The organism is Thermodiscus maritimus (genome assembly GCF_055382595.1).
Genome location: NZ_AP042434.1, coordinates 161671 through 186733, shown reverse-complemented (window position 1 = coordinate 186733; position 25063 = coordinate 161671). Strand labels below are relative to the sequence as shown.

Genomic DNA, 25063 nt, shown 5'->3' with positions numbered 1-25063 from the left:
ACCCCTCCACCTAGAATCCAGCCTCCGGGCCCGAGAGGACAGCGACCATAGAGGTCGTCGTTGGCGGGCCCCTCCATGAGGCGACGATCGCCCTCTCAACCCCCTTCAGCTGGTTGCCTCCAGCCTCCCCCCTAAGCTGGAGGACAGCCTCTAGGAGCCTCACTAGGCCCGTGGCCTCGAGGGCTACGCCCATGGCGAGCGAGCCGCCGCTCGGGTTAACAGGGTAGGCGCCGTCCAGCTCGTACTCTCCCCTCTCGTAGAGCTTGTGGGCCTCCCCCTCCGGGGCGAGCCCGAGCTCCTCGAGCGCTATGAGCTGGTACACGCTAGCCCTATCCTCTACCTCGGCGAAGTCGGTGGCGGAGAGGGGGTCCCCGATCCCAGCCTGCCCGTAGGCTATTGTCGCGGCCATCCTCATACTAGGCATCCTCCCCCAGGAATGCCACTCGAGCGTGCCGGTACCTGTCTCGGTAGCGTATCCTATCCCGTCGATGAAGACGGGCTTATCGGTCAGCTTCACCGCGATACTCTCCCTGGCAACTACCACGACTACCGCTGCATCTACGAAGCCGGCGATGTCATAACTGGTCAGGGGGTCCATGACTGGCTCGGACTCGAGTACGTCGTCGATGGTAACCCTACCAGCAAGGCTAGCCCTCGGATTAGCCAGTCCACGCGTCCTGTTCTCAGCCGCTACGAGGGCTAGGTGAGACCGGTCCGCTCCCGTCCTAAGCATGTATGCTTGGGCGTCGAAGGCCATCATGAAGAGGGGGTTCGCGGGCCCCACGGGCCTATGGTGTAGGGGGTCGAGTGCGAGCTCGTAGATCTCGCTGAGTGTGGCTATATCGCTTGGCTTGGCATGGGCCTCGACAGCTACTATGTCGAAGTAGCCAGTCTTGACTAGCATAACAGCGTTTGCGAGGGCCTGGAGCCCGTCACCGGCAACGGTAACCGTGGGCCTAAGCACTCCGCCGATCGGCTCGGGGGCGAACTCGTCTGCGATAGCTATACCCTCCCAGAAGTCCTCCTGCGCGCTGAGGAAGGCGTCTACATCCCTCCTCGGATCAACTCCCGCGTCGGCGTAGGCCCTTGAAGCGGCCTCGAACATCATCTCCCTGAAGGAGACCTCGGGGGTGGCGGGCTTGAGCCCATACCACCCCACGCCGATAATAGCGGCTCTCTCCAAGACTAGACTCCTCATGGTATAAACTGGGGTTGAATTAACATTTAACACTTAGGTTAAAGCCAGGTAAATACGTGGGGTGTAGATAGAGTGGGATATATCTGGACTCCTCCCCGAGACCTGGTCGCCACTGCTAACGTGTCCTCATTCATGGAGAGGCACGGCTTCAAATCCTATAAGGAGCTAGTAGACGCATCCCGCCGCGACATAAAGTGGTTCTGGGGCAACCTCCCAGGCTGGCTCGGAGTCGAGTGGTTCAGGGAGCCGAGGGAGATAGTAGACCTCTCCAAGGGCCCCGAGTGGGCAAAGTGGTATGTTGGGGGAAGGCTCAACGCAGCCTACAATGTAGTAGACCTCCCCGCGGAGAAGTATGGGTCTGGAAAGGAGGCATTCACATGGGTGGGAGAGGAAGGCTCCGCTAGAAGGGTATCCTACGGCGAGCTGAGAGACCTAGTCTGGAGGTTCGCCGCATACCTGAGAGAGGAGGGTGTGGGTAAGGGGGATGTAGTAGCAGTATACGCCCCCATGCTCCCCGAATCCATAGCAGCAATGCTCGCAGCCATAGAGATAGGGGCGATAGCGAGCCCAATATTCTCAGGCTTCGCCCCACCCGCAGTCGCCACGAGGCTCAGAGACTCAGAGGCAAAGGTCATGGTCACAGTAGACGGCTACCTCAGGAAGGGTAGGAAGATCAACCTGAAGAAGAACGCCGACGAGGCAGTTAGGCTGGCAGGCTACCCGGAGAGGGTGGTGGTGATCGAGAGGCTCGGCATCGAAGTCGAGTGGAGCATGGAAAGGGATATATCCTGGAAGGAGGCGGTGGCAGGGAAGAAACCGACGCCCCAGCCGGAGGAAACCGAGGCGGAGGACCCAGCACTCCTCCTATACACGAGCGGAACAACCGGGAAGCCTAAGGGGGCAGTGATCAGCCACGCGGGGACCCTCCTGCAGCCGGCGAAGGAGCACTACTTCAACCTAGACATCAAGCCTGGCAGCAGTGATAGACTGTGGTGGATCACCGATATAGGGTGGATGATGGGTCCCTGGCAAGTCTTCGGCACGCAATTCCACGGTGCAAGCCACCTAATCGTGGAGGGAGGCATAGACTATCCCGAGAAGGACCGGGTCTGGAGGCTTATAGAAGAGTATAGGGTAACCCACTTCGGCTTCGCCGCCACAGTTGCGAGGATGCTCCGAAGCTACGGATTGGAGCCTGTAGAGGCCCACGACCTGTCAAGCCTGAGAGCATTCGGGAACACCGGTGAGCCGATAGACCCCGAGACATGGCTGTGGATAGTCAGGGATGTGGGTGAGGAGAAGAGGCCCATGATAAACCTCTCGGGGGGAACAGAGATCTTCGGTTGCTTCCTCCTCCCAAGCCCCGTGGTGCCGTTGAAGCCGTCAACACTATGGGGGCCAGGCCTTGGAATGGACGTTGACGTGGTCGACGACTCCGGCAAGCCCGTGAGGGGTACACCAGGATACCTGGTTGCCAGGAAGCCTGCTCCAAGCATGACCAGGGGCCTCTGGAGGGACCCCCAGAGATACCTCGAGACATACTGGTCGAGGTTCCCCGGAATGTGGTACCATGGAGACCTAGCCCTCATAGACGAGGACGGCTACTGGTACATCCTAGGGAGGGCAGACGACGTGATCAAGGTAGCGGGGAAGAGAATAGGCCCCGCCGAGATCGAGGCGATACTCAACAAGCACGGGAAGGTTAAGGAGTCAGCCTGCATAGGAGTACCAGACCCAGTCAAGGGCGAAGCGATACTGTGCCTAGTAACCCCGAAGCCGGGAGCAGTGATAGAAGAGGATGACCTAGAAGCCCTAGCAGACAGGGTTGCGGCTGAGCTGGGTAAGCCCTTCAAGCCCAAGAAGATCCTAGTAGTAGAGGACCTGCCGCGGACAAGGAGCGGGAAGATAATGAGGCGAGTAATAAGAGCAATGGCCAGGGGGGTTAGCGTGGAAGCGTCGCCCGTAATGGAGAACCCCGAGAGCCTCGACCACGTCCGGAGGGCTCTAGAGAAGCTTGGGTATACCTGGTGAATGAAGCCAAATACCCCGCTACACTCAGAATGGACTACGCCCTCTCCGTGCAATTCTAGTAGTGGGGGCCTAGCATACCTAGACTTTGAGAGAAAAGGTGTGGCGGGAATAGTCTCAACCGCTAGAGCATTCCAAAGAGAACTATTCATTGAACCCCATGTACTGCAACGAGTAACAAACCAGTCCCTGCAGGGATTAACTCTCTCCTATATCCCAGCGGAAGCAGGCTGCAGCCCACGGACAAGCCGGGTTCGATATGGATGTGGAGGATAGAGGTGTCTCACTCCCCGCCTGGGGGAGAGCCTCTAATAGGATCGGGGGGTAGTACTAGGTCTCTCCGCCCCCTTCACTCTCCGCCTCCCCAACCTTTGCGACGAGTATTTTCTCCGCCAGCCCCCTCCCCAGGGCTACCTCGACACCGCGGATCCTAACAATGACGGGGCTCCACGGATACTGTATCGGGTTATCGATGACCTTCAGCCTCGTCCCCGGGGCTATTCCGAGGCTTAATGCCCTATAGTAGGCTCCCTGCCCCGCCATTATCGCTTTAACAACGACCTCGTCCCCTGGCCTCGCCATACTCAGGGGGAAGGCTTCAGCCGTAACCTCCACTGTTCTCGCTCTGGAAGAGTCCTGCATCGCCCAGTATGGCCATTGGCCTCCTCCCCATCCTCTACCCCGCCGCCACCATTTTCTCCAATCGTGCCATCCCATCAACTACACCACTTTCACATTGTACTATACTGATACCTATATTATGTTGCCTATACAATGTTATAATTACATGTGATAGTTTACTCGTCAATAAGGATTTTAATATAGCTGGACGGGGACTTAACCCTTAATGGTCGGAGTTGACGGGGGAAGGGTGTAGCGAGGGTAAGGGCTACCGTGTGATGAGGGGAGTCATAGACTCCCTCGAGATACTATTGGCTATAATCCTTACGCTTTCAATCCTTATAGCTTCCGCTAAGCTCTTCATGTTGCTTTACGAGGATCTAGTGGAGCAGCCTATGCTTGAGAAGACCTCGGTGCTCGAGATCCTAGATATTACACTACTACTCCTCCTAGCTATAGACATACTCAGGACCCTATTGACGGGCGTGGTGAGGAGGAGGTTCCCGATCCGGATAGTTGTGGAGGCCGCCATGCTCGCCGCGCTAAGAGAGATTATTAGCGTAGAGATAAGGCACCTGGACTGGCTAATGCTGCTCTCCCTCGGCATAGTCTTCCTCATACTGTCGGCAGTGTGGCTTAGGCTAGGTAGGATCGAAGCCGCCGATAAATAGACTGTTCGCGGCGCCAGTTAGCCCCCGGCGGCAGGTGGGAATACGTCGATCACGTCTCCATCCCTAACCTTGGTATCGAGGCCTTCTAGGAATTCTATATCCCTCCCATTGAGGAGGACCTTGTAGAGGCTCTTCACCCTCCCATTTTCGACTACTAGACTGTATACCCCCGACCTCCTAAGCATGTCTGCGACTGTTTCGCCCTGTCTGAAGGGTAGTGTCACCTCTCTCTTCCCCAGCTCCTCGATTAGGGTGGCGTAGACCCTTACCGTCACTGGCATTCTTCAATCACACCCGGCGGGAGGCTACCCTATAATACAGTTCTCAATCTAGGGGTTTATGCTAGAGTATAGTATATTCTACGCCTCCTCCGACCCTTACTCTCCAATTTAACCAGTCTAACGCCGCCGATCTCACAGGTATTCTTTACATGTGGCCCTCCATCAGCCTGTATGTCTACTCCCGGGATCTCCACAATCCTGACATTCTCCTCCTCGGGCGGCAGCTTATCGGCCAGCTTCACTAGGCCCGGGATCTTCAAGGCCTCCGCCCGGGGGAGCCAGTAGACTTTTACCTCGATGCACTTCTTGATTATACTGTTAACCTCCTCTAAGGCTTCGGTGAGCACCTTCTTCCAGTCTCCCTCAACCATTGATAGGTCGAAGTCATCCCTAGCCACCTCCGGTGTGATGTGGCCGCCTGTAACGAGGGCACCGTATCGATCGTACAGAACTGCTGCAAGGATGTGGCTTGCCGTGTGGAGCTTCATCATCCTATACCTCCTCTCCCATTCGATCACGCCCGTCACAACGTCGCCTGGCTCCAGCCTGTTACCGGGGACAACGTGTACTACCTGTCCGTTCTCAACGATTACATCCACCACCCTATACTCTTCCCCACCCTTCCTGAGAACTCCGGTGTCAGCGTCTAATCCACCAGCGGGCCTAGGGTGGAAGGCCGTCTTATCAAGCATTACCTTCTCGCCGTCTACACTTACAACCCTGGCCGTGAACTCCCGGAGATAGCTATCCTCCTGGAATAGGAGCTTTACCCCAGCCATCCCCCACCCACTAGGATATACACTGGGATCATGCCAGCCAGTATAATAGTTGTAGGAGGGTCCCTCTCCACCCAGAGCCCTATCACCAAAATTTATTTTTAAAATATTAGTGTGAGTGCTGGGAGGGGTATTACTAGGCGCCACCCTTCTACACTATTCCTTAATTAAAGTCTATCCCGTTGGGGGCCCTGCGAGTTGATAAACGAGGAGATCGAAGGAGAGGGTAGGGTATTCACTCCAGGCTTCCGGGCAATGCTAGACCTGTTCTCGACAGCTGTAGGCGCGGGTATAATCTACAGCTACATGGTAAGCCCCGGCAGCAGCTTGGCCTCGCAGGCCGACCTCCTCTTCTCCATCATCATATTCGCGACAGGGGTGCTCGCAGGGGTCCCCCTCGCACTCCTAGCCTTAACAAGCCTCCCCGCCACACTTGTCTCAATGGCCTCCCACATGGTTGTACCAGGTAGCAGTCTACCCACCCTAAGCCTTCTAGCCCTCCGCCTAGCAAGGGTCGTTTACGACGTGAAGTACCTTGCCTCGGGCATGGGGAGGTTGGGGAGGCTCCTCGACGCACGTATAATCCAGGCCGGAATCCTAGCCCTGGTAACCGTAGCAGGCGGCAGCCTCACCATCTACATAGTCGAGTCTGGTGCTCCAGGCGCGAAGATCCACTCCCTCTCTGACGCCTTCTGGCTCACGCTTGCAACAATAACAACAGTCGGCTATGGCGACGTTGTCCCCACCACGCCTGCAGGCAAGTTTGTCGCGGCCTCATTAATGCTTGTGGGGATAGGCATGTTCACCTTCTTCGTCTCCACAATGGCCGCTGGACTTGTAAGGATAGTTATGGCTGAGGAGGAGCCATCCCCCCTCGAGGTTAAGAAGAGGCTGCTCGTTGAGATGATTAAGAGGATAGAGGAGCTGGACGATGAAGAATACAGTATGCTGAAGAAGCACCTCGACCTACTATACACGATAGCAACCGCTGACAGGAGGAGCAGTATAGTAATAGACCTCTCCCCAGAAGCCCTTGGGGTCCCATCACACCTCCTAGGAGAGAGGAGGGGTGAGGCCGAGGCGGGCGGTCAACAGTAAACACTTGTTTGAAGGCGATTAATATTATCCCGGATGAGCACACGATCCCCATGGTGCGGTGCTTGCCTCAGGACAAGCCCCTCGTCGTGAGAGACTTAAGGAAATCGTATGATGGGGTGGAAGCCCTTCGTGGGGTCAGCTTCGATGTAGAGGAGGGGGAGATCTTCGGATTAATAGGCCCCAACGGGGCAGGCAAGACTACGACGCTCCGGATAGTTGCGGGTCTGATAAGACCAGACAGTGGGGAGGTTAGAATCTACGGCCTCAGCCCCCAAACGGGGGATGTTAGGGTTAAGAGGCTCATAAGCTACCTCCCAGAGGAGGCTGGCGTCTATAAGAATCTTACCGGCCTCGACTTCCTAGAGTTCATAGCCGAGGTCTACGCTGAGGATGGTGGAGAGGCCCAGTCAATGGTTGACTGGGCCCGGCGGGTGTCGGGGCTGGGGGACCGGTTGAGGGACCCTCTACGCACGTATAGTAAGGGGATGAAGAGGCGCCTCCTAATAGCTGCGACGCTAATGACTAGGCCCCGGCTAGCAATATTGGACGAGCCAACAAGTGGGCTCGACGTTTATCACAGCGTGGTTATGAGGGGGATCATAAAGGAGTATGTGAGGGAGACTGGCGCCGCAGTCCTCCTGTCTAGCCACAACATGCTCGAGGTGGAATACCTCTGCGACCGGGTGGCGTTCATAAACCGTGGAGTAATAATCGCCACCGGCAAGCCCGGAGAGCTGAAGGAGAAGTATGGGGCAGAGAACCTCGAGGACGCATTCATAAAGGCGGTGGAGGAGGCGGGGATGGTTGGCCAAGTATAAGATACTTGTTAGGAAGGAGCTTAAGGAGCTCTCGAGGGAGAGGATAGTCCTCTTCGGCCTCCTACTAGGCCCCCTCATAATGTACATCATACTGGGAGGGGCGGCGTCGCTCGCCACGCGGGAGACTGCGAGGCAGGCGTTGAGCAGGGCCAGCGTGGCAGTATTGGAGAATACTACAAGCGAGCCCGGGATAATTGCAAGGATGATAGCCTCAGCCCTCAACTCTCCACTCTACACTAATAGGAGCCCCGTAGAGCTGTTGGGCGAGGGGTATGATGCAGTCCTAATACTACCACCTGGCTTCGAGGAGAATATAACAAGGGGCCAACCTGGCAGGACGCTCCTAGTATACCAGCCCAGGACCCTCGGCTTCATAGCACTGCAGAAGCCGGACCAGATAGGTGGGATTGTTGAATCGGCTGTGAGGACCGCGATAACACCGCTGGTGAGAGACTGCCTGCCGGAGGCCACGCCCGAGTTCCTCGCCCAGCCAGTCATGCTCCAGGTATCCTACTATTACCGAGGCGAGCTCGTGTCTGGGGAGCAGATCACCGGATTAGTGCTTGGTGTGAGCATAGCCGTACCCCTAGCCCTGCTTATGACTGCAGTGGCAGCAGCTCAGGTGGCGGCGATAAGCTTCGGCCTCGAGAAGGAGGCTAAGACGCTTGAGAAGCTCCTAACCCTCCCCGTGACGAGGAGGGAGCTACTCCTAGGGAAGCTGGCGGCTGTATCGATTCTAGCTATTGGAGGGGTTGCGAGCTACATGATCGGCTTCTACATCTACGTCAAGCTGGCGCTTGCGGGGCTATCCCCTCAGGGAGGCGGGTTATCCCTATCCATCCCCGGCTCGGCTCTCATAGTCCTCGCGCTCGGCCTCGCCCTCACCCTCTACACCAACATAGTCTATGGCTTCATGATCGGGAGCCAGGCGGGCGATGTTAGGAGCAGCCAGATGGCTGCGAGCTACCTCAGCTTCATCCTATCAATACCACTCTTCCCAATGTTCTTCGGCCTAGACCTAACAGGATTCTCCACACCAGTAAAGATCCTACTCGCACTAGACCCCTACTCCCTCCTCGGCATGGTCTCAACGGCAGGAATAACCGGGGATGCAGTCATACTAGTGCTGGGGACCCTGGGCCTGCTAGCCCACGCACTGGTATGGACTATTGTCGCAGTGAGACTCCTCAGCCCCGAAGCAATGATCGTTGGCCACCCACTCTTAAAGAGGATCTCCCAGCGCCTCCAGGCTAGACGCTAGCCCTCCAGTCCGGTTGAGGCCTCCTTGCAGCCACCCTCAACCCCCCACACCCTAACCATATCCTCGTCGACTGCAAACCTCACCTCCTCGCCCACCCGCCACCGGTGCACGCCCCGTATAACGGCTCTCACAGTAGAGCCCCCGCTCTCGAGGGCTACTAGGGTGTAGTGTTTGCGGGGGGCAGAGTATGCTACTCTCCCCGTGTAGGGTCCCTCCCCCACTATCACAGCCTCTGGCGGGAAGGATACGGGCCCCCCGTCCTGTGCGAGTGGAGGACTACACACGATATTGTGGCCGAGGAACCAGGCAACCCCGAGATCGGCGGGCTCATGGTATACTCGTAGAGGGTCCCCCGAGTCTAGAACTCTACCATTAACCAGGACCACGAGCTTATCAGCCACCTCGAGCGCCTCATCCTGGTCGTGGGTAACCTGTATAATGGTGGCACCCCTCTCACCCGCAATCCTCCTAACCAGCCTCCTGAAGGACTCGCGCAGGGGTAGGTCGAGGTGGGCGAAGGGCTCATCTAGGAGAAGGACCCTTGGCCTAGCAGAGATCACTGCGGCTAGGCTAGCCCTCTGCAGCTGCCCCCGCTGAGGGTCCCCGGCTTCCGGTCAAGGACCCCCTCTATCCCAAGGTAGGAGGCGATCCTTCTAGCCTCCTCGACCGCCTCCCCCCTACCCAGCCCCTGCGACTCCGCCGCTAACACTATGTTCTCGAGTATAGTGAGGTGGGGGAGGAGAACCGGCCTCTGGCTGAGCATCACAGCCCTCCTAGTCCAAGGAGGCTCCCTCGTCACGTCGACACCGTCCAGCAGGATCCTCCCCTCGTCGGGCTCCTCTAGCCCGGCTATGATGCGGAGGAGGGTTGATTTCCCACTCCCGCTAGGCCCGGCTATCACAGTGACTTCTCCCGGAAGCGCCTCGAGGGACACGCTGCGGAGTGCCTCTACACCATCATACCTCTTACTTACATCCTCGACCCAGACCCTAGCGCCGGCGCTCAACCCCACGCATCGCCAGGTGCAGATGCAATCTGGCAGCGATTAATTTACTAGTCCCAATACATCACATCTAGAACTGGGAGTTAACCCGCCGGGTATGGTTGGAGGCTTGAACGTCATGGACTGGTTCTGGGGTAAGGGACTCCTCGTAAACATAAGAGGCTCGAGGGTAGAGTCCCGCGAGGTAAGCTTGGATCCAAAGATATACACTCTCCTATCGGGTGGAAGGGGTCTCGCAGTCTATGCCTGGATAATGCTCTCCGGTGGGGGGAGACCAGAACCCCTTATCCCCGGATAACCCTCTAGTTATAGCTCCAGGCAGCCTAGTGGGATCGGGCCTCTCAACCGCTAGTAAGACAGCCTATGTCGCTAGGAGCCCCCTCACGGGCCTCCTCGGCCGCGCTATAGCTGGGGGTAGGGCTGGATGGGAGATTAGGAGGCTAGGCTACGACTTCCTCGCCATCACTGGCGCGGCGAGTGAGCCCTCAATACTAGTAGTGGACGGTGACGGGGCTAGGCTTGAGCCGGCAGGGGAACTATGGGGGGAGACCATCAGCAAGGCCCGGAGGAGGCTGATGGAAAGCTACAAGGGGTACGCCGACATACTCATCGGGCCCGCAGGAGAAAACAGGTCAGCGATAGCCATGATAGACTCTGGTGGGAGGCAGGCGGGAAGAACGGGGCTGGGAGCTGTAATGGGGGCGAAGATGATTAAAGCAGTAATGTTGAAGGGAAGCCTCACCCCAAGAATCCATGATAAAAAGAGGGTCCTCGAGGCAATAAGAGAGCTCAACGCGAAAACCCACGGGAGCCCAGCCTCTAAGAACCTAGTCGAGTACGGGACCCCTCTGATGGTCAACTATACCGGTAGAGCCTACGGCGTACTGCCAAGCCTAAACTGGCGGGAAAGCACACTCTCATGGTGCCCCAACCCGGAGAAGGCATATGATGAGCTATCACGGTTCGCCCCCAAATACAGGGTTGGGAGGAACCCCTGCATAGGATGTGGAAGGCCCTGCACCCAGGTAATCCGCGTGAATGGCTCGGAGGTTGACGGACCCGAGTACGAGACAGTCTACGCTCTAGGCACCGATATAGGAGTATGCAGGATCCAAGACATAGCCCATCTCAACAAGCTAGCCGACGACTACGGGTTCGACACGATAAGCCTAGGGGCAACCATAGCTTGGGCCATACACGCCTCTGAAGAGGGGATACTAGACCTAGACATCCACTGGGGTGAGACGGAAAAGATAGCAGAGCTCATCAGGGACATAGCCTATAGGAGGGGGATCGGGGACCTCCTAGCCGACGGGTCGAGGAAGGCTACGGAGAAGCTCGGAAAGGGCAAGGAGCTCCTCGTCAACGTAAAGGGGTTGGAGCCCCCCGCATACGATGCCAGGGGACTTAAGGGTATGGCCCTAGGATACGCTGTATCAAGCAGGGGAGCAGACCACCTAACAAGCGGCGCCTACGCATTCGAACTCTACGGCAGGCTCTGGAGGTATGAAGGCGTCGACAGGCTCTCATACAAGGGTAAAGGCCGCCTGGTAAGGGATGGAGAAGACCTAATGGCATTCTACGACAACACTGGAATATGCAAGTTCTCCCGCGGAACACTGCAGCCCGAGAACGTGGCCCCCCTATGGAGCAGTCTAACAGGAATCCCTGCCACAGGAGGAGACCTCCTCCTCACAGGTGAGAGGACCGTCAACCTAGAGAGGCTGGTAAACCTACACCTAGGCCTGGACCCCCTTAGAGACGATACCCTCCCCCAGAGGCTCTTCAAGGAGCCCATAAAAAGAGGGCCCAGTAAAGGCGAGGTGGTAGATGAAGAGGCCTTCAGGGAGATGAGGGCCGAGTACTACGCTGCAAGGGGCTGGACCAGCAACGGTATCCCACTGGAGTCGACCCTGGTGAGGCTGGGCCTACACGAGATACTCCCAGACTGGCTGGTGAGCTACGCGTCTAAGACCCCAGGCTAAAGCGATAACATGGTTATCATTACGTAAATAACTCTATAAGCCAGTCCCGGCAGGTTTATCTCAACGGTGACGGAGATGACGGATGGAGCCCGGAAGACCCTCTACTCGGTAATAGGACTAATAGTAGTAGCAGTTATAGTTGCAGGCATAGCCTACTACGCTCTCCAGCCGGGGAAGGAAGGGAAGGAGCTTGTAATATACGTGTATAAAGACTTCATGGCGTGGGGAGAGAACCCTGACCAAGTATGGCATAAGGTCTTCGACGAGTTCGGGGAAAAATACGGTGTAAAGGTGGTTGTTAAAACATTCGATGACGCGAGGACCGCCCTCGTAACAGTCATAGACGAGTACAATAGGGGTGTGAGGACCGCTGACCTCGTAATAGGAGTAGACAATATACTGGTGTACGAGGCGAAGAAGGCAGGCATACTAGAGTGCTACTACAGCCCCCTAGCAGAGGAGACAGTGCCCGAGGAGATCTCTAACGTACTGGATCCCGAAAAGTGCGTCACCCCAATAGATTATGGCCTCATAACCCTAGTCTACGACCCCAGCAAGCTCGACAACCAGACCCTCCAGATCCTAAGGGACAAGCCAACATTCGAGGACCTAGCAAACCCCAACATAGCCTCGAAGCTCATCGTAGAGGACCCAACTAAGAGCAGCCCAGGACTCTCATTCCTCTACTGGGAGATCGCCGTAGAGTCGAAGCTCGAGGGGAAGGACTGGAAGGAATGGTGGAGCAGCGTCAAGGACTACGTAATGGTTGCACCGAGCTGGGGGGATGCATACGACGAGTTCCTACGAGAGGGAGGGACCCGTGGAATAGTGGTGAGCTACGGCACAGACCCAGCATATAGTGCATGGAGCAATAACGGGGCCCCCACGATAAACGCCAGCCTAATCTACTATAATGGAGAGTCAACAGCCTGGCTCCAGGTGGAGGGAGCACTTGTAGTAAAGGATCAGCCCGGCACGAAGCTGGCTGAGAAGTTCGTGGACTGGTTGCTCTCCGACGAGATACAGGAGCTGATACCGAGCAACCAGTGGATGCTCCCCGCAAACTCTAAGGTGCCCCTCCCAGACTACTACAAGTACGCCCTCACAATAGACGATGTGGACATAATAGCTAACAACCTCCTCACCCCAGACGAGATCAAGGCCAACTACGAGTCATGGCTGCTGAGCTGGACTCAAATAATGGGCGGCTAAACCCGCTGATAGTGGAGGCCACTGTTGAAACGCAACGAGTGGAGCCTGGTATCAGCGAGGCTGCCGAAGTCAGTGAAAATACTAGCCTACACGATAGTATTATTGTTCACAACCGCTCCAATCCCACTCTTATTCTACCTCCCCAGGGCACCATTAAGCCTCATCACACAGGTAAACCTCTCATGGATCATTGAGTGGACGCTCCTAGAAGCTGCAGCCTCGGCTACGATAGCAGTCCTGGTAGGAGCACCCGTGGGTATAGCGGCAGGCTACTACGGGTCGAGGCCGGCGAGGCTGTACAGGGTCCTGGGCCTGCCAGTCTTCATGGCGCCATCAGTTGCAGTAGTATTAGGCTTCCGCTGGCTAGCAGGCCTACCCTACATGCCAGAATGGATTGCCAGGGCGCCATGGGGGATCATAGTGGTCCACTCATACTTCAACATCCCCCTCGCAGCAGTGCTGGTATACTCTAGCATCGCGGGGGTCTCGAGGGAGATCGTGGACTACCTCGAATCAATAGGGGTGAGGGGCTGGAGGATCTGGCGCCTCCTCCTAATACCCGCCTCTCTAAGGGGGAGCCTATCAGCGTGGATCCTCACATTCATCTACTCCTTCACAGGCCTAGCCGCCCCCCTGATGGTTGAGGGCTCAGCATACCGATACTATACTCTGGAGGCGTGGATCTACACGATATTCAGGGGCTTCCCCTCCTACAGGATCCTCGCGGTCCTGTTAACCCTCCTACAGGCGGGCTTCCTCACCATAGTGGCAGTACTCTTCCTCCGCTCCCAGTTCAAGGCGGCCGCGGCAGAGCTGGGGGAGGCTACTAGGAGGCCGAGGGAGACGAGGTGGAGGCTCGCCCTCGACGCCTACTCCACTATTGTCCTAGCATACCTCTACGCCCCGATACTAGGGGTCCTACTGATGAGCTTTACGACCGGGCGGGGCATCGGCTTAGACAACTATGCTAGGCTTATACAAGGGCCCCTCCCAGTCCCCCCAGGCGCCTCATTCGCAAGGAGCATCCTAAACAGCATCGTTTACGCCTCTATAGCCGTAGCCGGCTCAATACTGGTATCCCTCCCCCTAGTGGCTGGTAAGAGGAGGCTCCTCGGAAGCCTAGCCGGGGTATCTCCACTCGTCATATCCCCGGTCACCCTAGGAATCTCACTGTACCTCGTATACTATACTAGGCTCCACGGCATCATAGGGCATATTCCGACAATCCTCTTCCTCGTGGGGCTATCCCATATAGCGATGGCCCTCCCACTCGCCTCTAGAGCAGTCGATTCAGCCCTCTCCCGCCTCCCAGGAGAGGTATTGGAGTTCATGGTCATGGTAGGATTGAAGGGCTACAGGCTCCTAACACTGCTCGCAAGGTCCTCGGGACCCGGCCTAGTCTCAGCCGCCATGCTCGCAGCCGCATCGAGCCTTGGAGAGTTCGGAGCCACACTCGTCCTGACCGAGCCGTCTACTTGGAGCCTTGGAGTACTAACCTATAACCTATACGGGGCCGGGAGGCTGCTGGGAGTGGCTAGTGCATCAGCGTCCGTTCTCCTCGCTATGTCGCTAGCCCTCCTCTTCCTGGTTGCCAGGAATCTTCGAGAGTGGTTCTGACATCTTAAGCAGCCCCACTACCCCTACAGCATAGACTATTGTTGAGAGGACCGCCAGGAGCATCACCCCGCCGTACACTTCGGGGGTCTTGACTAGGAAGTTGTGGAGCGACACTAGTGTCATAACGTATACTATGGTGAATAGGATCAAGCCTCCAATCTTAACCTTGCCCAGCGACACCCGCGCCACCTCCGGGGAAACCCCGAATTATGGATTAGAGGCTGGGACCCTATAGGGACATCGTCAATATTCCCAGTATGGGAAAAGGTGGCTAACCCCTACCTTATTGGCTCCGCTTCCCTCCAGAACTCGTCAAGCCTCCTCCAGAGGCTGCGGGAGAAGTCCTTGTGCCTAACATATACTGATATGACTTCGTAGGAGGAGCTGGGTAGTCCTATTATCACTGTGTCGCAGGCCACCATTGAGTCGATCATGGCTGTTGGGTGCCTCCTCACCTCCACCCCTTTATCCGTGACGGTCTTTATTATCTCGAGGGGCACGTTTATATTGGGTGGGATTAATACCCTCGCCTTTGGAGACAGCCTTTCCACTAGTGGGCTTAGGAGGCTCCACAGCTCCTCGATCTTCTCCGCGGACTTGAAGGAGGTGAAGTATACGATCTCGTTGCAGTTGGCGACGGCTGATAGGGCGGCGGCGAGGCTCTCCCTCAACCCGTGTATGAGCCTTATCTCCTCCTCAACAACATTCTCACTGTACTCCTCCTCGAGCTCCTCAGCAAGCTCCTCCAGCTTCCTGATAGTTTCAAGCGCCTCTATTAGAACACGCTGGCCCAGCCTTGAAAGAGCCCTCCTAGGGTGTACAGCCGAGTATTCATGGCCCTGCCTGTTCACCAGCCCCTTAGCCTCAAGACTCCTCAGCACATCATAGACCCTTCCCCGGGGCACGCCGCTGATAGAGGATAGGTCTACAGCCTTCTTTGGCCCCTTCCTCAGAAGCGTAATGTAGACTCTCGCCTCATACTTGTTGAGGCCTAGGAGCAGCCTTAGCCTAGCCTCCGCGTCGGCGGCCTTCATCTCAAGCTCTTCCTCTATCAAGTCCTCCATGCCTCCCGGTATTTAAGTGGTTGGAGACGAGCCTCGACCCCCATCCTTAATGGATGAGGGGGGCCCAGACCATCGATGACAGGATATACTGTATGAATAGGCTCGTGAGAGAGAAGGGTACACTGTACTTTAGGAACTCCCCTGCAGAGACCCTGTAGCCCTTCTCCTCGGCGAGAGTGACGGCAACATAGAGTGCGGGCGCTGCGGCCGTAGTAGTGTTGCTGGCTAGGGTAGCACTCCACGCCATCCCCCAGTAGAGGGGCCATGGGTTGAAGCCTCCAGCCTCGGAAGCGTCCCTTATAATGTAGAGGAATGTTAGGAGTAGTGCGTCATGCTCCACCACTGTTGAGAGCGCACCCACAACCCAATACGATATAGTGTAGGCTGCAACTCCCCCCGCCATAAGGTATGGTATGAGCCACTCGGCCACCATCTCAAGCACTCCAGAGTGCTCCAACCCCCCAACAAGGGCGAATAGCCCGGCATAGTATAGGAGGGCCCTCCACTCCACCTCGCCAAGTATCTCGTCGAAGCCAGGCCACTCCCGGCCCATCCTCTTAGTAGCCTCAACCGTTAAGGCTAGGAGGACGGCGCCTGTCACAGTTATGAAGCCAAGCGGGACACCCAGTAGGGGTCTAATAGCCATGCCCGCCACTGTTAGGGCGAAAAAGATGGTAGAAAGCAACAGCAGACCCCTATCAACACCCTCCTCATCATCGTAGATTGTATTCAGCTCTCCAGGCTCCTCCCTGATATAGAGGAGATAGTATGCTGCGAGGGTTAGGATGAATGTGATTGTTAGGAGGGGGAAGCTGCTGGGCCTTCCATGGCTCCATATGAAGTCTGAGAACTCAGCGCCAGCGATGCTGTGGAGGAGCTGTGGGGGGAGGTCTCCCATCAAGAGGGCTGTGCCCATGAAGTTGGCAGAGAGGCCGATTAAGACAACCGCGAGAACCGGGTTCCCACCGCTCCTCCTAGCCGCCTCTATGGCGAGGCCCCCGAACAATAGTATGACTAGAACGTTGTCGACGAAGAGGGATACGAACCCCGCGGTGACTGCCAGCATCAGTATTAGGCTCCTATAGCTCTGGACCCGCCTCCTAATATAGCTCAAGACAACCTGCGAGAAGCCAGCCTTCACCATATAACCTGTTAGAACCCACATGCCGAAGAGTATCGCCATAACATTCCAATCAATGTAGTGGAATGCATCTATGGGAGTATAGCTGGTGAGCACCACCATGAGCACTACTCCTGCCAGGGCGGCTACAGCCTCCTCTAAAGCCCTGGAGACTATAGCCAGTATCACCACTATGAACAGGGCAGTCGCTATGACAGCCTCCATACCGCGGCTCCCAAGCCATCCGTGAACCTACACGGTATAAGAAGAAGGCTTCCGCGACCGGATCCAAACCCAGAAGATGACACCGAGCAGGACCAATGCCGCCAACAAGACGGCTGGAGGAAGGACACCCTTGCTCCTAGAGGCTTGTAATGGGGGGTTCGTAGACGTGGTTATAGAAGCCTCAGCTGGCGGCGATGTAGTGTTCACTAAGGGGACCCTTCTTACTACGAGTACCAGTTCCCGATATTCGCCTGGAAGCTGGACTTCAACAACACCAGCACCCCTGCCAGAGGCTATAAGCTCGCTTCCACTGTAGACCTCGACGCTGACACCAGCGCTTGAAACGAGCTTGACAACCCCCACAGGCCTCTCAAAGCTTACCAGGTAAACACTCCTGTTACTGCCTGGGAGCATTTCCAGTGCTGGGAGAACGCTGGCATTAGCGACCTCGATTACAGTGGTGTTCTCCGGAGCCCCCATATAGGGGTGTTGGAGGCCTGGGTCCCCATACCAGTCCCTCACAGTGATGGAGGCGTTTAAGTTGAGAAACTCCACCACCGCACCACCAGGCCTTACAAGGCGGTCCCCGACGATGATGGCTGGGCCGAGGATGGATCCATAGTATGATTTAGATGTTGCATAGAAGGCTTTCCCCTTGAGAGGAGGGTATCCGATGAGGAGTATTCTAGCACTCCTATCGATTATGGAACCGTTAACTCCAAGGTACACTGTAGAGTTTACAATATGCACCGACATCGTCGCCGCTCCGAGCACACGAGACCCTGTAATTGAGAGGTTGAATGTCCCATTATACACCCAATACACTATCCCTTTCGATGCAATCTGGGACCCGTTGAATACCACGCTGGAATCCCCCACCGCGACAACATATGCCTCGGGAGACGAGAGCCTCGTGCCTGCTACCTTGAGATGCCCGTGGAGGAAGAGTGATAGCCTCCTAACCGTCAGCTTCGAATCAACTATGCTAGTATTCCCCGCGAAGACATTCATGAGGACACTATTCGATGAAGAGTTCACGAGCAGGACCTCCCGGGCGGTGATCGAGACTGAGACCGCTGGGAGCCTCGACTCGTTGCCCGTCCTCACAATCTTGCCTACAATGCTATTCATGATCAATACCTGGGATGCTCCCGTGGGCTGGAGGGAGGCGTAGGCGCTGTTCCCACTCCCGGGCGGGAGGTGGTGGCGGCCCTCGGCCCCGAGAGCTGTTATACTCACATTGCCATATACGACTGAATCGTTGACGACGAGCACCCCCGATCTGCCGCTAACCCATTGGAGGGAAGAGTTGCTGTTATTCATCACCAGGCCCTCAATGATCCCGCGGGAGAATCCCTCCAACAACATCTCCGACCTACCCCCTGTACACGTGATGGAAACGTTAGAGGCGTACACGCTCCCGCCGGAGCCGGAAGCGTATAAGCCCCCGAAGGGCCGAGAACAGCTCATAGCCAGATCACGTACTATGAGGACCGGGCTCCCACCACGAGCCCGAGCAGTGAGGACACCGCCTCTAGAATCCTCGACGCTAGCCCTGCTAGTATAGGCTACCACCACACCCCCGAATACACTACCATTAATATTAAGCGAGTCAACGGAAGCGTTGAGAGTAGCCAGCCTCGACCCCTCCACATCCAAGAGGCCAGCACCCTCAATTACAGCGGTGCCCACATGCGACTCCATAACAAGCACGTTACTCAACACTCCTCCACGACTCCAAGCCTCAAACTCATCGATAGACGAGTTGGAGACAACAATACTAGCCCCTCTACACCCATCCCCAACAACCACGACGAGGGACCCTATAGTAGCATTTCTCACATCAACGCTGCACCCTCCAGTGGGAGTGGGGAGTACAACCGTGACACTCTCATGACTCCCCGAAACAACCACACCGCCACCAGCGTCGGCTAACGCAGGGTTAACGCTAGACGCTGCCACGAGCACCAGGAGGACCAGTATATACCGTATAGCGACAGGCAGTCTCAACAGTCTAGACACCCAAACCCGTACCCGGCGAGGGACCCTCACACTCTTAGGGTCTATAAACCACGAGTAAAAGCAGTTAACAAATACAACACCATGACACCACCAGCCAAGAGCTAACACCTATAAACCCACAAGCCAAAACAAGACAATCAACGGAGAGCGGCCGTCGTCTAGCCTGGACTAGGACGCCGGCCTTCCAAGCCGGCGATCCCGGGTTCAAATCCCGGCGGCCGCACCATCATGCATTTATGTGCATTCACATATTCTAGCCGTTCTATTAGTGCAAATCGCCGTTGGTTGTGTTGCTGGGTTCTCGTGCTGTGAACTGCAGCAGTCTTTTATAGGGGCCGCGGAGTCTAGCAGGCAGGATCAGGTTAAATGAGTATAAGACTTATATGGCTTGTGTATCCAATGTGTGCTAATAGAGTTTGGTGTGTGTGGTTTGGGCGGTCAGAGAAATAGTAAGGCTAAGAGGGTCCAGGTTACATTTACGAGGGAGCAGTGGGAGGTTATTGAAAAACTTCGGGGGATAATGGGCAGCGACGATGCTGAGCTTGTCAGGAATATTGTCTTGTCGTGGCTCTCCGAGAAGTCAATCATCTCATACTATACTAAGAGAAATATTGGAGGCAGAGGGTCTTGAAGCAGTACACAGCTGTATCCCTATTCTCCGGCGCAGGGGGACTTGATCTGGGCTTTGCTGAGACGGGAAGGTTCAAGATAGTGTTCGCCAACGAGCTCAAGCCGGCGGCCGCCAAGACATACTCCAACAATCTTGGCTTAAAACTCTCGCTGTGCAGCGGGAGTGGAGCTGAGCCTGCGGAGACGGGGACTATTTTAGCATGCGACGTATCCCGTGTGGACTTCACCAGCCTATCTGGCTCCGATATTGATGTTGTCATCGGAGGTCCTCCCTGCCAGGATTTCTCGATTGTCCGGGGACCCGACTGGGATAGGAGGGGGATAGAGGTAAAGAGGGGCAGGCTCTACGCTCATTTTGTGAGGGCTCTGGTAACCCTCCAGCCCAAAGCCTTTGTCTTCGAGAACGTGCCCGGCCTCGTCAGCGCGAATAAGGGGATGGCGTACAAGGTTATACTAGAAGACTTCGCCAATCTAAAAATCCGCTGGGATGAGGTCAGAAAGGTAATAGCCGCATCCAGCTCGAGCAGAGTTGAGGGCTACGAGATAGCCTTTAACAGCATCGTGGACTTTTCCAAGCTAGGAGTCCCTCAAAAGAGAGAGCGGCTTATCATAATAGGTGTGAGGAAGGACCTGGTCAGAAGGGGAATGGCCGAGCTGCTCACTCTTTGGGCAAAGCTTCGAGCCACTGTAGGGGGAAGGAGGTGGCTCTTCTACAAGTATCCGCTCACTCCTATCGAGGTGTTCGAAGGGCAAAGGCTCGACAAGCTAGACGGCAAGTATAGGGATGTCATGAAGAAGTGGGAGAATGTCTGGCGCGAGGTGGGCACGCCGAGAGCATTAAAGTGGAAGGAGAAGGTGTGGGACAGGCTCACATTCAACATTGTGGAGGACTACTTAGCCGCTAACAAGGTTGCCGCGTCATCGCCCGAGGAGCTTGAGGAGGCCTTGCGGCACCACGAGGAGGTGCTCGGGGAGCTTGGGTACCTGGGTCAGCCTGTTGAAGAACTCACACTCCCCGACTCCACAACAGACCCGCCGAGAGAGGACCCCGCTGTGGTTGAGAGGATGAAGAGGATCCCCCCTGGAGAAAACCACGAGTTTGTACGAGGGACCCCCTGGGAGGTTGAGGGGAGGGGGATAAGCCTGGTCTATAAGAGGATCCATCCCCTGAAGCCCGCCTATACAGTAGTCGCTTACGGGGGAGGAGGAACCCGGGGATACCACTACGACAGAGACAGGGTGACGCTCACTCTTAGGGAGAAGGCTAGGTTGCAGACGTTCCCAGACAGCTTTCTCTTCTACGGCAGAAAGAGCGAGATAAGAGCGCAAATAGGCGAAGCAGTACCACCGCTAGCCGCTAAGAGGATAGCTGAAGCCCTAGCAGCAGTCCTTGACGATCTGGCTTAAAGATCCCGGACGAGCCTCTCCCAGTCCTCCCTCCTCCGCCTTAGGGCCCCGGAGCTGACTATAAAGTGGAGGGTTCTCGAGAAGTTCCCTATGCCGGCAAACTCTATTTTGACGTTCTCCGGGACGCTGTATCCCTGTCTTCTTAGTACTTCGAGAATCCTCTCCCTGTACTCCCTCCTCTCAGGGTGCCAGTAGCCGGCGAAAAGGTTAACTATGAATCTCTTCCTCTTCATTTCGCCGCCGGCGAGGATTATCGAGGTCCTCTCGCTAACGGCGTCTTCGTACTCTCTCTTGTCGAAGAATCCGGCGATGGAGGCCGGTATCCTGGTAAACTTGGGGATCGCCCTCCAGATATTATCGCGCTCATCCTCGGATACAATCCCCATCTCGAACGCCTTAGCCAGGATCTTGTCTTTGATCGCGCTTATCTCCTTGAGGAACGCGAGAAAGTGCTCTCGAGAGACCCCGACGCGGACGAGAACGAACACGTGGCTGTGCTCGATCTGCTTGAAGGGAATGTCCAGCCACATCCCCCTAAGCTTTGTTGTCTTAATGCTCACATTAAGGTTTGAAGGCCGACCATTCACAAGCTTTATATCTGAGGGGAGGAACTCGGCTAGACGCCCCCTACGGTAATCGAGGCTCACGCTTATCCCAAACCGTGCTTTCAGCCATTTTGCAAGCGCTATCTCGCCAAGAAAGCCCCTCACAGCATCGGTTACCAGCTGGCCAAGATCCCTCTGCCTCGCTGTCCCGTAGTCCGTAGCGGCTATCTTGGGTGCTAGACTCAGCGTGTGGACAGTCGCGGTAAGGTAGTCTTTTTCATCTAGCAGTACAGTGCTCCAGCTCAGCCACTCAAGCAGCTCATCTACGCTTGAGAAAGACTCCCAATCACGCCCCCTCACAATCCCCTCACATAAGGTGTCTGCACGCCGAACTCGACGGCGGGGGTCCTCATAGTGCAGGTACTCGATCGAGAGAGAACCCCTTCTAACAGCTTCTTCTATCAGCTGCCTGCATAAGGGAACAGTTAAAGGCGGCACCCGGCATCCCATGCAATATGCTTATCCACCTCTGTGTATTAATTAATGCACAGCGGGGGTTGACGGCTTCTATGCTACAGGGCGACGCGGATAGGATTGAAGAGTTCCGGCGGAGAGTGATAGAGTGGTACAGGAGGCATGGAGACAAGCACCTGCCGTGGAGGAGAACAGCCAGTGCATGGGAGATACTTGTAGCGGCGTTCCTTCTTAGGAAAACCACAACAAGACAAGTGGTTAGAGTCTACGAGGAGTTTATTAAAAAGTATCCCTCCCCCAAGGACCTGTTAGCTGCAGGGGAAGACGAGGTCAGAGCGATCATACGCCCCCTGGGCATCGAGCATCAAAGAGCCCGCCACCTAATAAGCCTGGCCAGGAAGATAGAAGACGAGTTCAAGGGCATCATACCCTGCCACAAGGAAAAGCTGAAGAAGTTGCCCGGAGTAGGAGACTACATAGCCTCAGAGGTTCTTCTAGGAGCCTGCAGGAAGCCAGAGCCCCTCCTCGACAGAAACATGATAAGAGTAGTTGAAAGAGTCCTCGGCGTAAAGTCCGCCAGGAAGAGGCCCCACACAGATCCCAAGCTGTGGAGCTATGCGAAAATGCTACTTCCAAAAGATCCAGACCTAGCCAGGGAATTCAGCTACGGCGTGCTCGACTTCGCCAGAAAAATATGCAGCGCTAGAAGCCCCAAGTGCCATGAATGCCCCATGAGAGATATTTGTACTTACAGGCTGCGGTTGCTGTCTCAGGGAGATTAAGCAGCTGTGCAAGCCCAGACCGGACATGACCATCCGAGCAGTTGAGGGAAGATCAGCACAGGTTGTACGCAGGGGGATGGACATCTGTTGTCCAGGAAAATATACTCCTGCCATTCATCCTCGGTCATTGGAGCAGGGCGCACCATCTCTCCATGAATTATATTTATTTTAATAATATGTTTGAAATTATAGAACTCTATGCCGCAGTAATCGTGAATTGGAAGATGCTTCATCTCTCAGAGTCGAGCACAAAGCGGTTCAGAACAGCTGAACTACTACGAAGAACTAAGATGCGGACGAATATGAATGAAAGAAGATGAATGATAAAGAAAACCTTATTACTGTAGACGAACTATAACTAACACAGAGGAGACCAGCTATGGGAGGCGGCTTTAAAGTTCCTCTCATTTGGAGGGGGAAGGGGTCTCACGGTCCGGATGTGGAGGCAGTGTTGCTCATTCCTCTGGTAGTAGCTGTAGAATCAAAGCCTTCAGTGACTACAGCACTGAACCAGATTGGACAGATCTTAAGATATAAAGAGTCCGGCGTATATGACTCAGTCATACTTCGACTACAGGGAGAGCCTAGAGACAAAAAGGATCTGGATATCCTTAAGAGATATGCAAATGAGAACGGGGTCGGCATAGTGATAGGGAAGGGACCCCATGACCCGCCGGGGCGCGATAAGGTTATCCTTCCGGCTAAATTAGATTTTAAGGGGAACCCATACAAATTCTTTACGGAGAATCGTGTGAGTTTTAGAGAGGATATTACTGAAGAACAGGATCTCGCGGATGCTTTGAAGCATTTAGTTGCAAATAGAAAGTATTTTAGGGTGGTTTAGATGAGGGTCCGTAGGAGGCAGGTGGAGCTTATTAGGAACGACCCCTTTATCGATGTGGCTTTCCTGTTGCCTCTATTGAATGAGGAGGCTTGGCGTGTGATTGAAAGGCAGTCGCTCATATTTATAAGGACAGGAGATATAGGTGAGGAAACGGTCACCTTCCGCAATTACAGGGCGTTTGTACGGGGGTTCGTTGTAAGTCTATTTAAAGGACACTATAGCAAGATAGATAGTTATCTAACTGAGGAGGTCGTCGATTGGAAGGCGAGGGGTGCCTGGCGCGCACTGCTGGCTTGGTTCGCATTTGGGAGAATGCTGCAGCTGGCGGGTTCATCTTCGGAGATGATACCGTCGTGGAGGACTCTTAATCCCTCATTACTGTCTTCATTTATAGAGAATCTGATAAGGGAGATTAGCGGAAACCGAAGGGCCCACGATGTTCTTTACACGGCTTTCCAAGCTCTTGAGGAAGGGGTAAGGTATGACCTCATGCCCTTCCTCTGGCTGGTAAATCAGATAATGGAGAATAAGGTGTTCGAGGGAGTATACAAGTATCAGTACTTGTTCTACTCTATGAGAAATGAAATAGAATCTTTTGCTAGAAATATTGAAGGATCGCTGGCGAAGGTAGAAGGCCACGAGCACGACTTAGACTATATGCTTTACGAAGTGCAGAAGTCTCTCCTCTCAAGGAGCGTTGAGCTGAGAGGCCAATATATAAATAAGTTGCAGAGAGCAGTGCTGTTCGTCAAGCTAAGACCTAGAACGCATCCTAGAGATTTCCAGGAGTGGAAGTGGTTCGTGAGAGACGATGTCATGACATATGCGGCCGCCACCTATATGGTAGCCCTCCAGGACTTCGCAGGCAGGAGAGCCATCTCCCTAGACTTGATGAAGCTCATTGCGCCCAGAAAAGGCATATATGCTGGAGCGGCTTCAGCCCTAGCAAGCCTGCTCTTCCTCTCTCCGATACTCTTACAGTACGCAATAGAAGCGCGCAACACTTTTGCCGTCACTCCTGCAGATATAGCTGTAGCTGTTTCGCGGCTTATCAAGAAGCACGGTGAAGGATCAGGCTTCACCTCGAATATTGAAGAGGTTGCTAAGGAAATACTCGAGTTCTGGGATGAATCGGATATCCTGAGGAGGATCAAGGCCTCAATAGGCTCGGTTAGCATATCCACCGAGCTGTTGTACAAATCGAGCTCTTTCACAGATTCCCTAGCTCTACTTATAGAGTCCGGTGTTGACGGGATTCACATTGCAACTACAAGGGAGCCGGTGCTGAGACTGCCTCCAAGAGGTATAGGATATGACTCAATTTTTATACGTCCTAATAGATTTATGTTAATAGTAAAGAATATCTGGGAGTAGGTGGTGC

At 55.2% G+C, this 25063-nt stretch carries 25 protein-coding genes and 1 tRNA gene; 15 read left to right on the top strand and 11 right to left on the bottom strand.

Translation table 11 applies throughout. The features are described 5' to 3' along the window. Positions 1 to 10 precede the first annotated feature (10 nt). Positions 11 to 1183, bottom strand: a complete 1173-nt coding sequence (locus ACZ47H_RS00970; RefSeq protein ID WP_464933364.1) for a thiolase domain-containing protein — start codon at positions 1181 to 1183, stop codon at positions 11 to 13. 87 nt (positions 1184 to 1270) lie between these two features. Here ACZ47H_RS00970 and ACZ47H_RS00965 point away from each other — a divergent pair, with 87 nt between their 5' ends. Beyond that, the gene (locus ACZ47H_RS00965) at positions 1271 to 3229 is read left to right on the top strand and encodes an AMP-binding protein (protein ID WP_464933363.1); all 1959 of its coding nucleotides are present in this window, start codon (positions 1271 to 1273) and stop codon (positions 3227 to 3229) included. Between the two features lie 327 nt (positions 3230 to 3556). Here ACZ47H_RS00965 and ACZ47H_RS00960 read toward each other — a convergent pair whose 3' ends face one another. Next, positions 3557 to 3868, bottom strand: a complete 312-nt coding sequence (locus tag ACZ47H_RS00960) for a FeoA family protein (RefSeq protein WP_464933362.1) — start codon at positions 3866 to 3868, stop codon at positions 3557 to 3559. A 215-nt stretch (positions 3869 to 4083) separates the two neighbouring features. On the opposite strand from ACZ47H_RS00960, the gene ACZ47H_RS00955 reads away from it, so the two are divergent. After that, entirely contained in the window at positions 4084 to 4518 is a 435-nt protein-coding gene (locus ACZ47H_RS00955; RefSeq protein WP_464933361.1) for a phosphate-starvation-inducible PsiE family protein, read from the top strand. 17 nt (positions 4519 to 4535) lie between these two features. On the opposite strand, the gene ACZ47H_RS00950 is transcribed toward ACZ47H_RS00955, so the two are convergent. Further along, complete coding sequence (locus tag ACZ47H_RS00950; RefSeq protein ID WP_464933360.1) at positions 4536 to 4799, bottom strand: MoaD family protein; 264 nt, start codon at positions 4797 to 4799, stop codon at positions 4536 to 4538. Between the two features lie 56 nt (positions 4800 to 4855). After that, positions 4856 to 5578 carry an alanyl-tRNA editing protein AlaXM gene (gene alaXM / locus ACZ47H_RS00945; protein WP_464933359.1) on the bottom strand — a complete coding sequence of 241 codons (723 nt, stop codon included), beginning with the start codon at positions 5576 to 5578 and terminating at the stop codon, positions 4856 to 4858. Positions 5579 to 5773: 195 nt separating this feature from the next. Between alaXM and ACZ47H_RS00940 the strand changes: the two genes are divergently transcribed. The 3 genes from ACZ47H_RS00940 to ACZ47H_RS00930 all read left to right on the top strand — a co-directional run bounded on the left by ACZ47H_RS00940 (position 5774) and on the right by ACZ47H_RS00930 (position 8752). Continuing rightward, positions 5774 to 6673 (top strand): potassium channel family protein, encoded by a 900-nt coding sequence (locus ACZ47H_RS00940; protein ID WP_464933358.1) that lies wholly within the window; start codon positions 5774 to 5776, stop codon positions 6671 to 6673. 62 nt (positions 6674 to 6735) lie between these two features. Further along, positions 6736 to 7491, top strand: a complete 756-nt coding sequence (locus ACZ47H_RS00935; protein WP_464933357.1) for an ABC transporter ATP-binding protein — start codon at positions 6736 to 6738, stop codon at positions 7489 to 7491. Continuing rightward, positions 7478 to 8752, top strand: coding sequence for an ABC transporter permease (locus ACZ47H_RS00930; protein WP_464933356.1), 1275 nt, complete (start codon positions 7478 to 7480; stop codon positions 8750 to 8752). The genes ACZ47H_RS00935 and ACZ47H_RS00930 overlap by 14 nt, the downstream gene beginning before the upstream one ends. Here the strand turns inward: ACZ47H_RS00930 and ACZ47H_RS00925 are convergent. Both ACZ47H_RS00925 and ACZ47H_RS00920 read right to left on the bottom strand, forming a co-directional pair. Beyond that, complete coding sequence (locus tag ACZ47H_RS00925; protein WP_464933355.1) at positions 8749 to 9312, bottom strand: ATP-binding cassette domain-containing protein; 564 nt, start codon at positions 9310 to 9312, stop codon at positions 8749 to 8751. The two genes, ACZ47H_RS00930 and ACZ47H_RS00925, sit on opposite strands and share 4 nt — an antisense overlap. A gap of 5 nt (positions 9313 to 9317) precedes the next feature. After that, on the bottom strand, positions 9318 to 9758 hold the full coding sequence (locus ACZ47H_RS00920; RefSeq protein WP_464933354.1) for an ATP-binding cassette domain-containing protein: 441 nt from the start codon (positions 9756 to 9758) through the stop codon (positions 9318 to 9320). A gap of 94 nt (positions 9759 to 9852) precedes the next feature. On the opposite strand from ACZ47H_RS00920, the gene ACZ47H_RS00915 reads away from it, so the two are divergent. The 4 genes from ACZ47H_RS00915 (at position 9853) to ACZ47H_RS00900 (ending at position 14569) form a co-directional block, all read left to right on the top strand. Further along, positions 9853 to 10053: a hypothetical protein gene (locus ACZ47H_RS00915; RefSeq protein WP_464933353.1), complete on the top strand. Its 201-nt coding sequence runs from the start codon at positions 9853 to 9855 to the stop codon at positions 10051 to 10053. Further along, positions 10019 to 11740 carry an aldehyde ferredoxin oxidoreductase family protein gene (locus tag ACZ47H_RS00910; protein WP_464933352.1) on the top strand — a complete coding sequence of 574 codons (1722 nt, stop codon included), beginning with the start codon at positions 10019 to 10021 and terminating at the stop codon, positions 11738 to 11740. Before ACZ47H_RS00915 ends, ACZ47H_RS00910 begins: the two co-directional genes overlap by 35 nt. Positions 11741 to 11815: 75 nt before the next feature. Continuing rightward, complete coding sequence (locus ACZ47H_RS00905) at positions 11816 to 12952, top strand: thiamine ABC transporter substrate-binding protein (protein WP_464933351.1); 1137 nt, start codon at positions 11816 to 11818, stop codon at positions 12950 to 12952. A 24-nt stretch (positions 12953 to 12976) separates the two neighbouring features. Then, positions 12977 to 14569 (top strand): ABC transporter permease, encoded by a 1593-nt coding sequence (locus tag ACZ47H_RS00900; protein ID WP_464933350.1) that lies wholly within the window; start codon positions 12977 to 12979, stop codon positions 14567 to 14569. On the opposite strand, the gene ACZ47H_RS00895 is transcribed toward ACZ47H_RS00900, so the two are convergent. The 4 genes from ACZ47H_RS00895 to ACZ47H_RS00880 form a co-directional block, all read right to left on the bottom strand. After that, entirely contained in the window at positions 14522 to 14749 is a 228-nt protein-coding gene (locus tag ACZ47H_RS00895) for a hypothetical protein (protein WP_464933349.1), read from the bottom strand. The genes ACZ47H_RS00900 and ACZ47H_RS00895 overlap by 48 nt on opposite strands. A 98-nt stretch (positions 14750 to 14847) precedes the next feature. Beyond that, a complete protein-coding gene (locus ACZ47H_RS00890) occupies positions 14848 to 15633 on the bottom strand; it encodes a TrmB family transcriptional regulator (protein ID WP_464933348.1) in 786 nt (261 codons plus the stop codon). 46 nt (positions 15634 to 15679) lie between these two features. After that, positions 15680 to 16978 carry an SLC13 family permease gene (locus tag ACZ47H_RS00885; RefSeq protein WP_464933347.1) on the bottom strand — a complete coding sequence of 433 codons (1299 nt, stop codon included), beginning with the start codon at positions 16976 to 16978 and terminating at the stop codon, positions 15680 to 15682. A 27-nt stretch (positions 16979 to 17005) separates the two neighbouring features. Further along, entirely contained in the window at positions 17006 to 18988 is a 1983-nt protein-coding gene (locus tag ACZ47H_RS00880; protein WP_464933346.1) for a hypothetical protein, read from the bottom strand. 159 nt (positions 18989 to 19147) lie between these two features. Here ACZ47H_RS00880 and ACZ47H_RS00875 point away from each other — a divergent pair. The 3 genes from ACZ47H_RS00875 to ACZ47H_RS00865 all read left to right on the top strand — a co-directional run bounded on the left by ACZ47H_RS00875 (position 19148) and on the right by ACZ47H_RS00865 (position 21037). Beyond that, positions 19148 to 19226 (top strand) — tRNA-Gly (locus tag ACZ47H_RS00875). 204 nt (positions 19227 to 19430) lie between these two features. Then, a complete protein-coding gene (locus tag ACZ47H_RS00870; RefSeq protein ID WP_464933345.1) occupies positions 19431 to 19631 on the top strand; it encodes a CopG family transcriptional regulator in 201 nt (66 codons plus the stop codon). Next, positions 19628 to 21037 carry a DNA cytosine methyltransferase gene (locus ACZ47H_RS00865; protein WP_464933344.1) on the top strand — a complete coding sequence of 470 codons (1410 nt, stop codon included), beginning with the start codon at positions 19628 to 19630 and terminating at the stop codon, positions 21035 to 21037. The genes ACZ47H_RS00870 and ACZ47H_RS00865 overlap by 4 nt, the downstream gene beginning before the upstream one ends. On the opposite strand, the gene ACZ47H_RS00860 is transcribed toward ACZ47H_RS00865, so the two are convergent. Beyond that, a complete protein-coding gene (locus tag ACZ47H_RS00860) occupies positions 21034 to 22080 on the bottom strand; it encodes a hypothetical protein (protein WP_464933343.1) in 1047 nt (348 codons plus the stop codon). The genes ACZ47H_RS00865 and ACZ47H_RS00860 overlap by 4 nt on opposite strands. A gap of 59 nt (positions 22081 to 22139) precedes the next feature. On the opposite strand from ACZ47H_RS00860, the gene ACZ47H_RS00855 reads away from it, so the two are divergent. The 3 genes from ACZ47H_RS00855 to ACZ47H_RS00845 all read left to right on the top strand — a co-directional run bounded on the left by ACZ47H_RS00855 (position 22140) and on the right by ACZ47H_RS00845 (position 25056). Beyond that, complete coding sequence (locus ACZ47H_RS00855) at positions 22140 to 22838, top strand: A/G-specific adenine glycosylase (RefSeq protein WP_464933342.1); 699 nt, start codon at positions 22140 to 22142, stop codon at positions 22836 to 22838. Between the two features lie 379 nt (positions 22839 to 23217). Next, on the top strand, positions 23218 to 23682 hold the full coding sequence (locus ACZ47H_RS00850) for a hypothetical protein (protein WP_464933341.1): 465 nt from the start codon (positions 23218 to 23220) through the stop codon (positions 23680 to 23682). Next, a complete protein-coding gene (locus ACZ47H_RS00845) occupies positions 23683 to 25056 on the top strand; it encodes a hypothetical protein (RefSeq protein WP_464933340.1) in 1374 nt (457 codons plus the stop codon). Positions 25057 to 25063 lie beyond the last annotated feature (7 nt).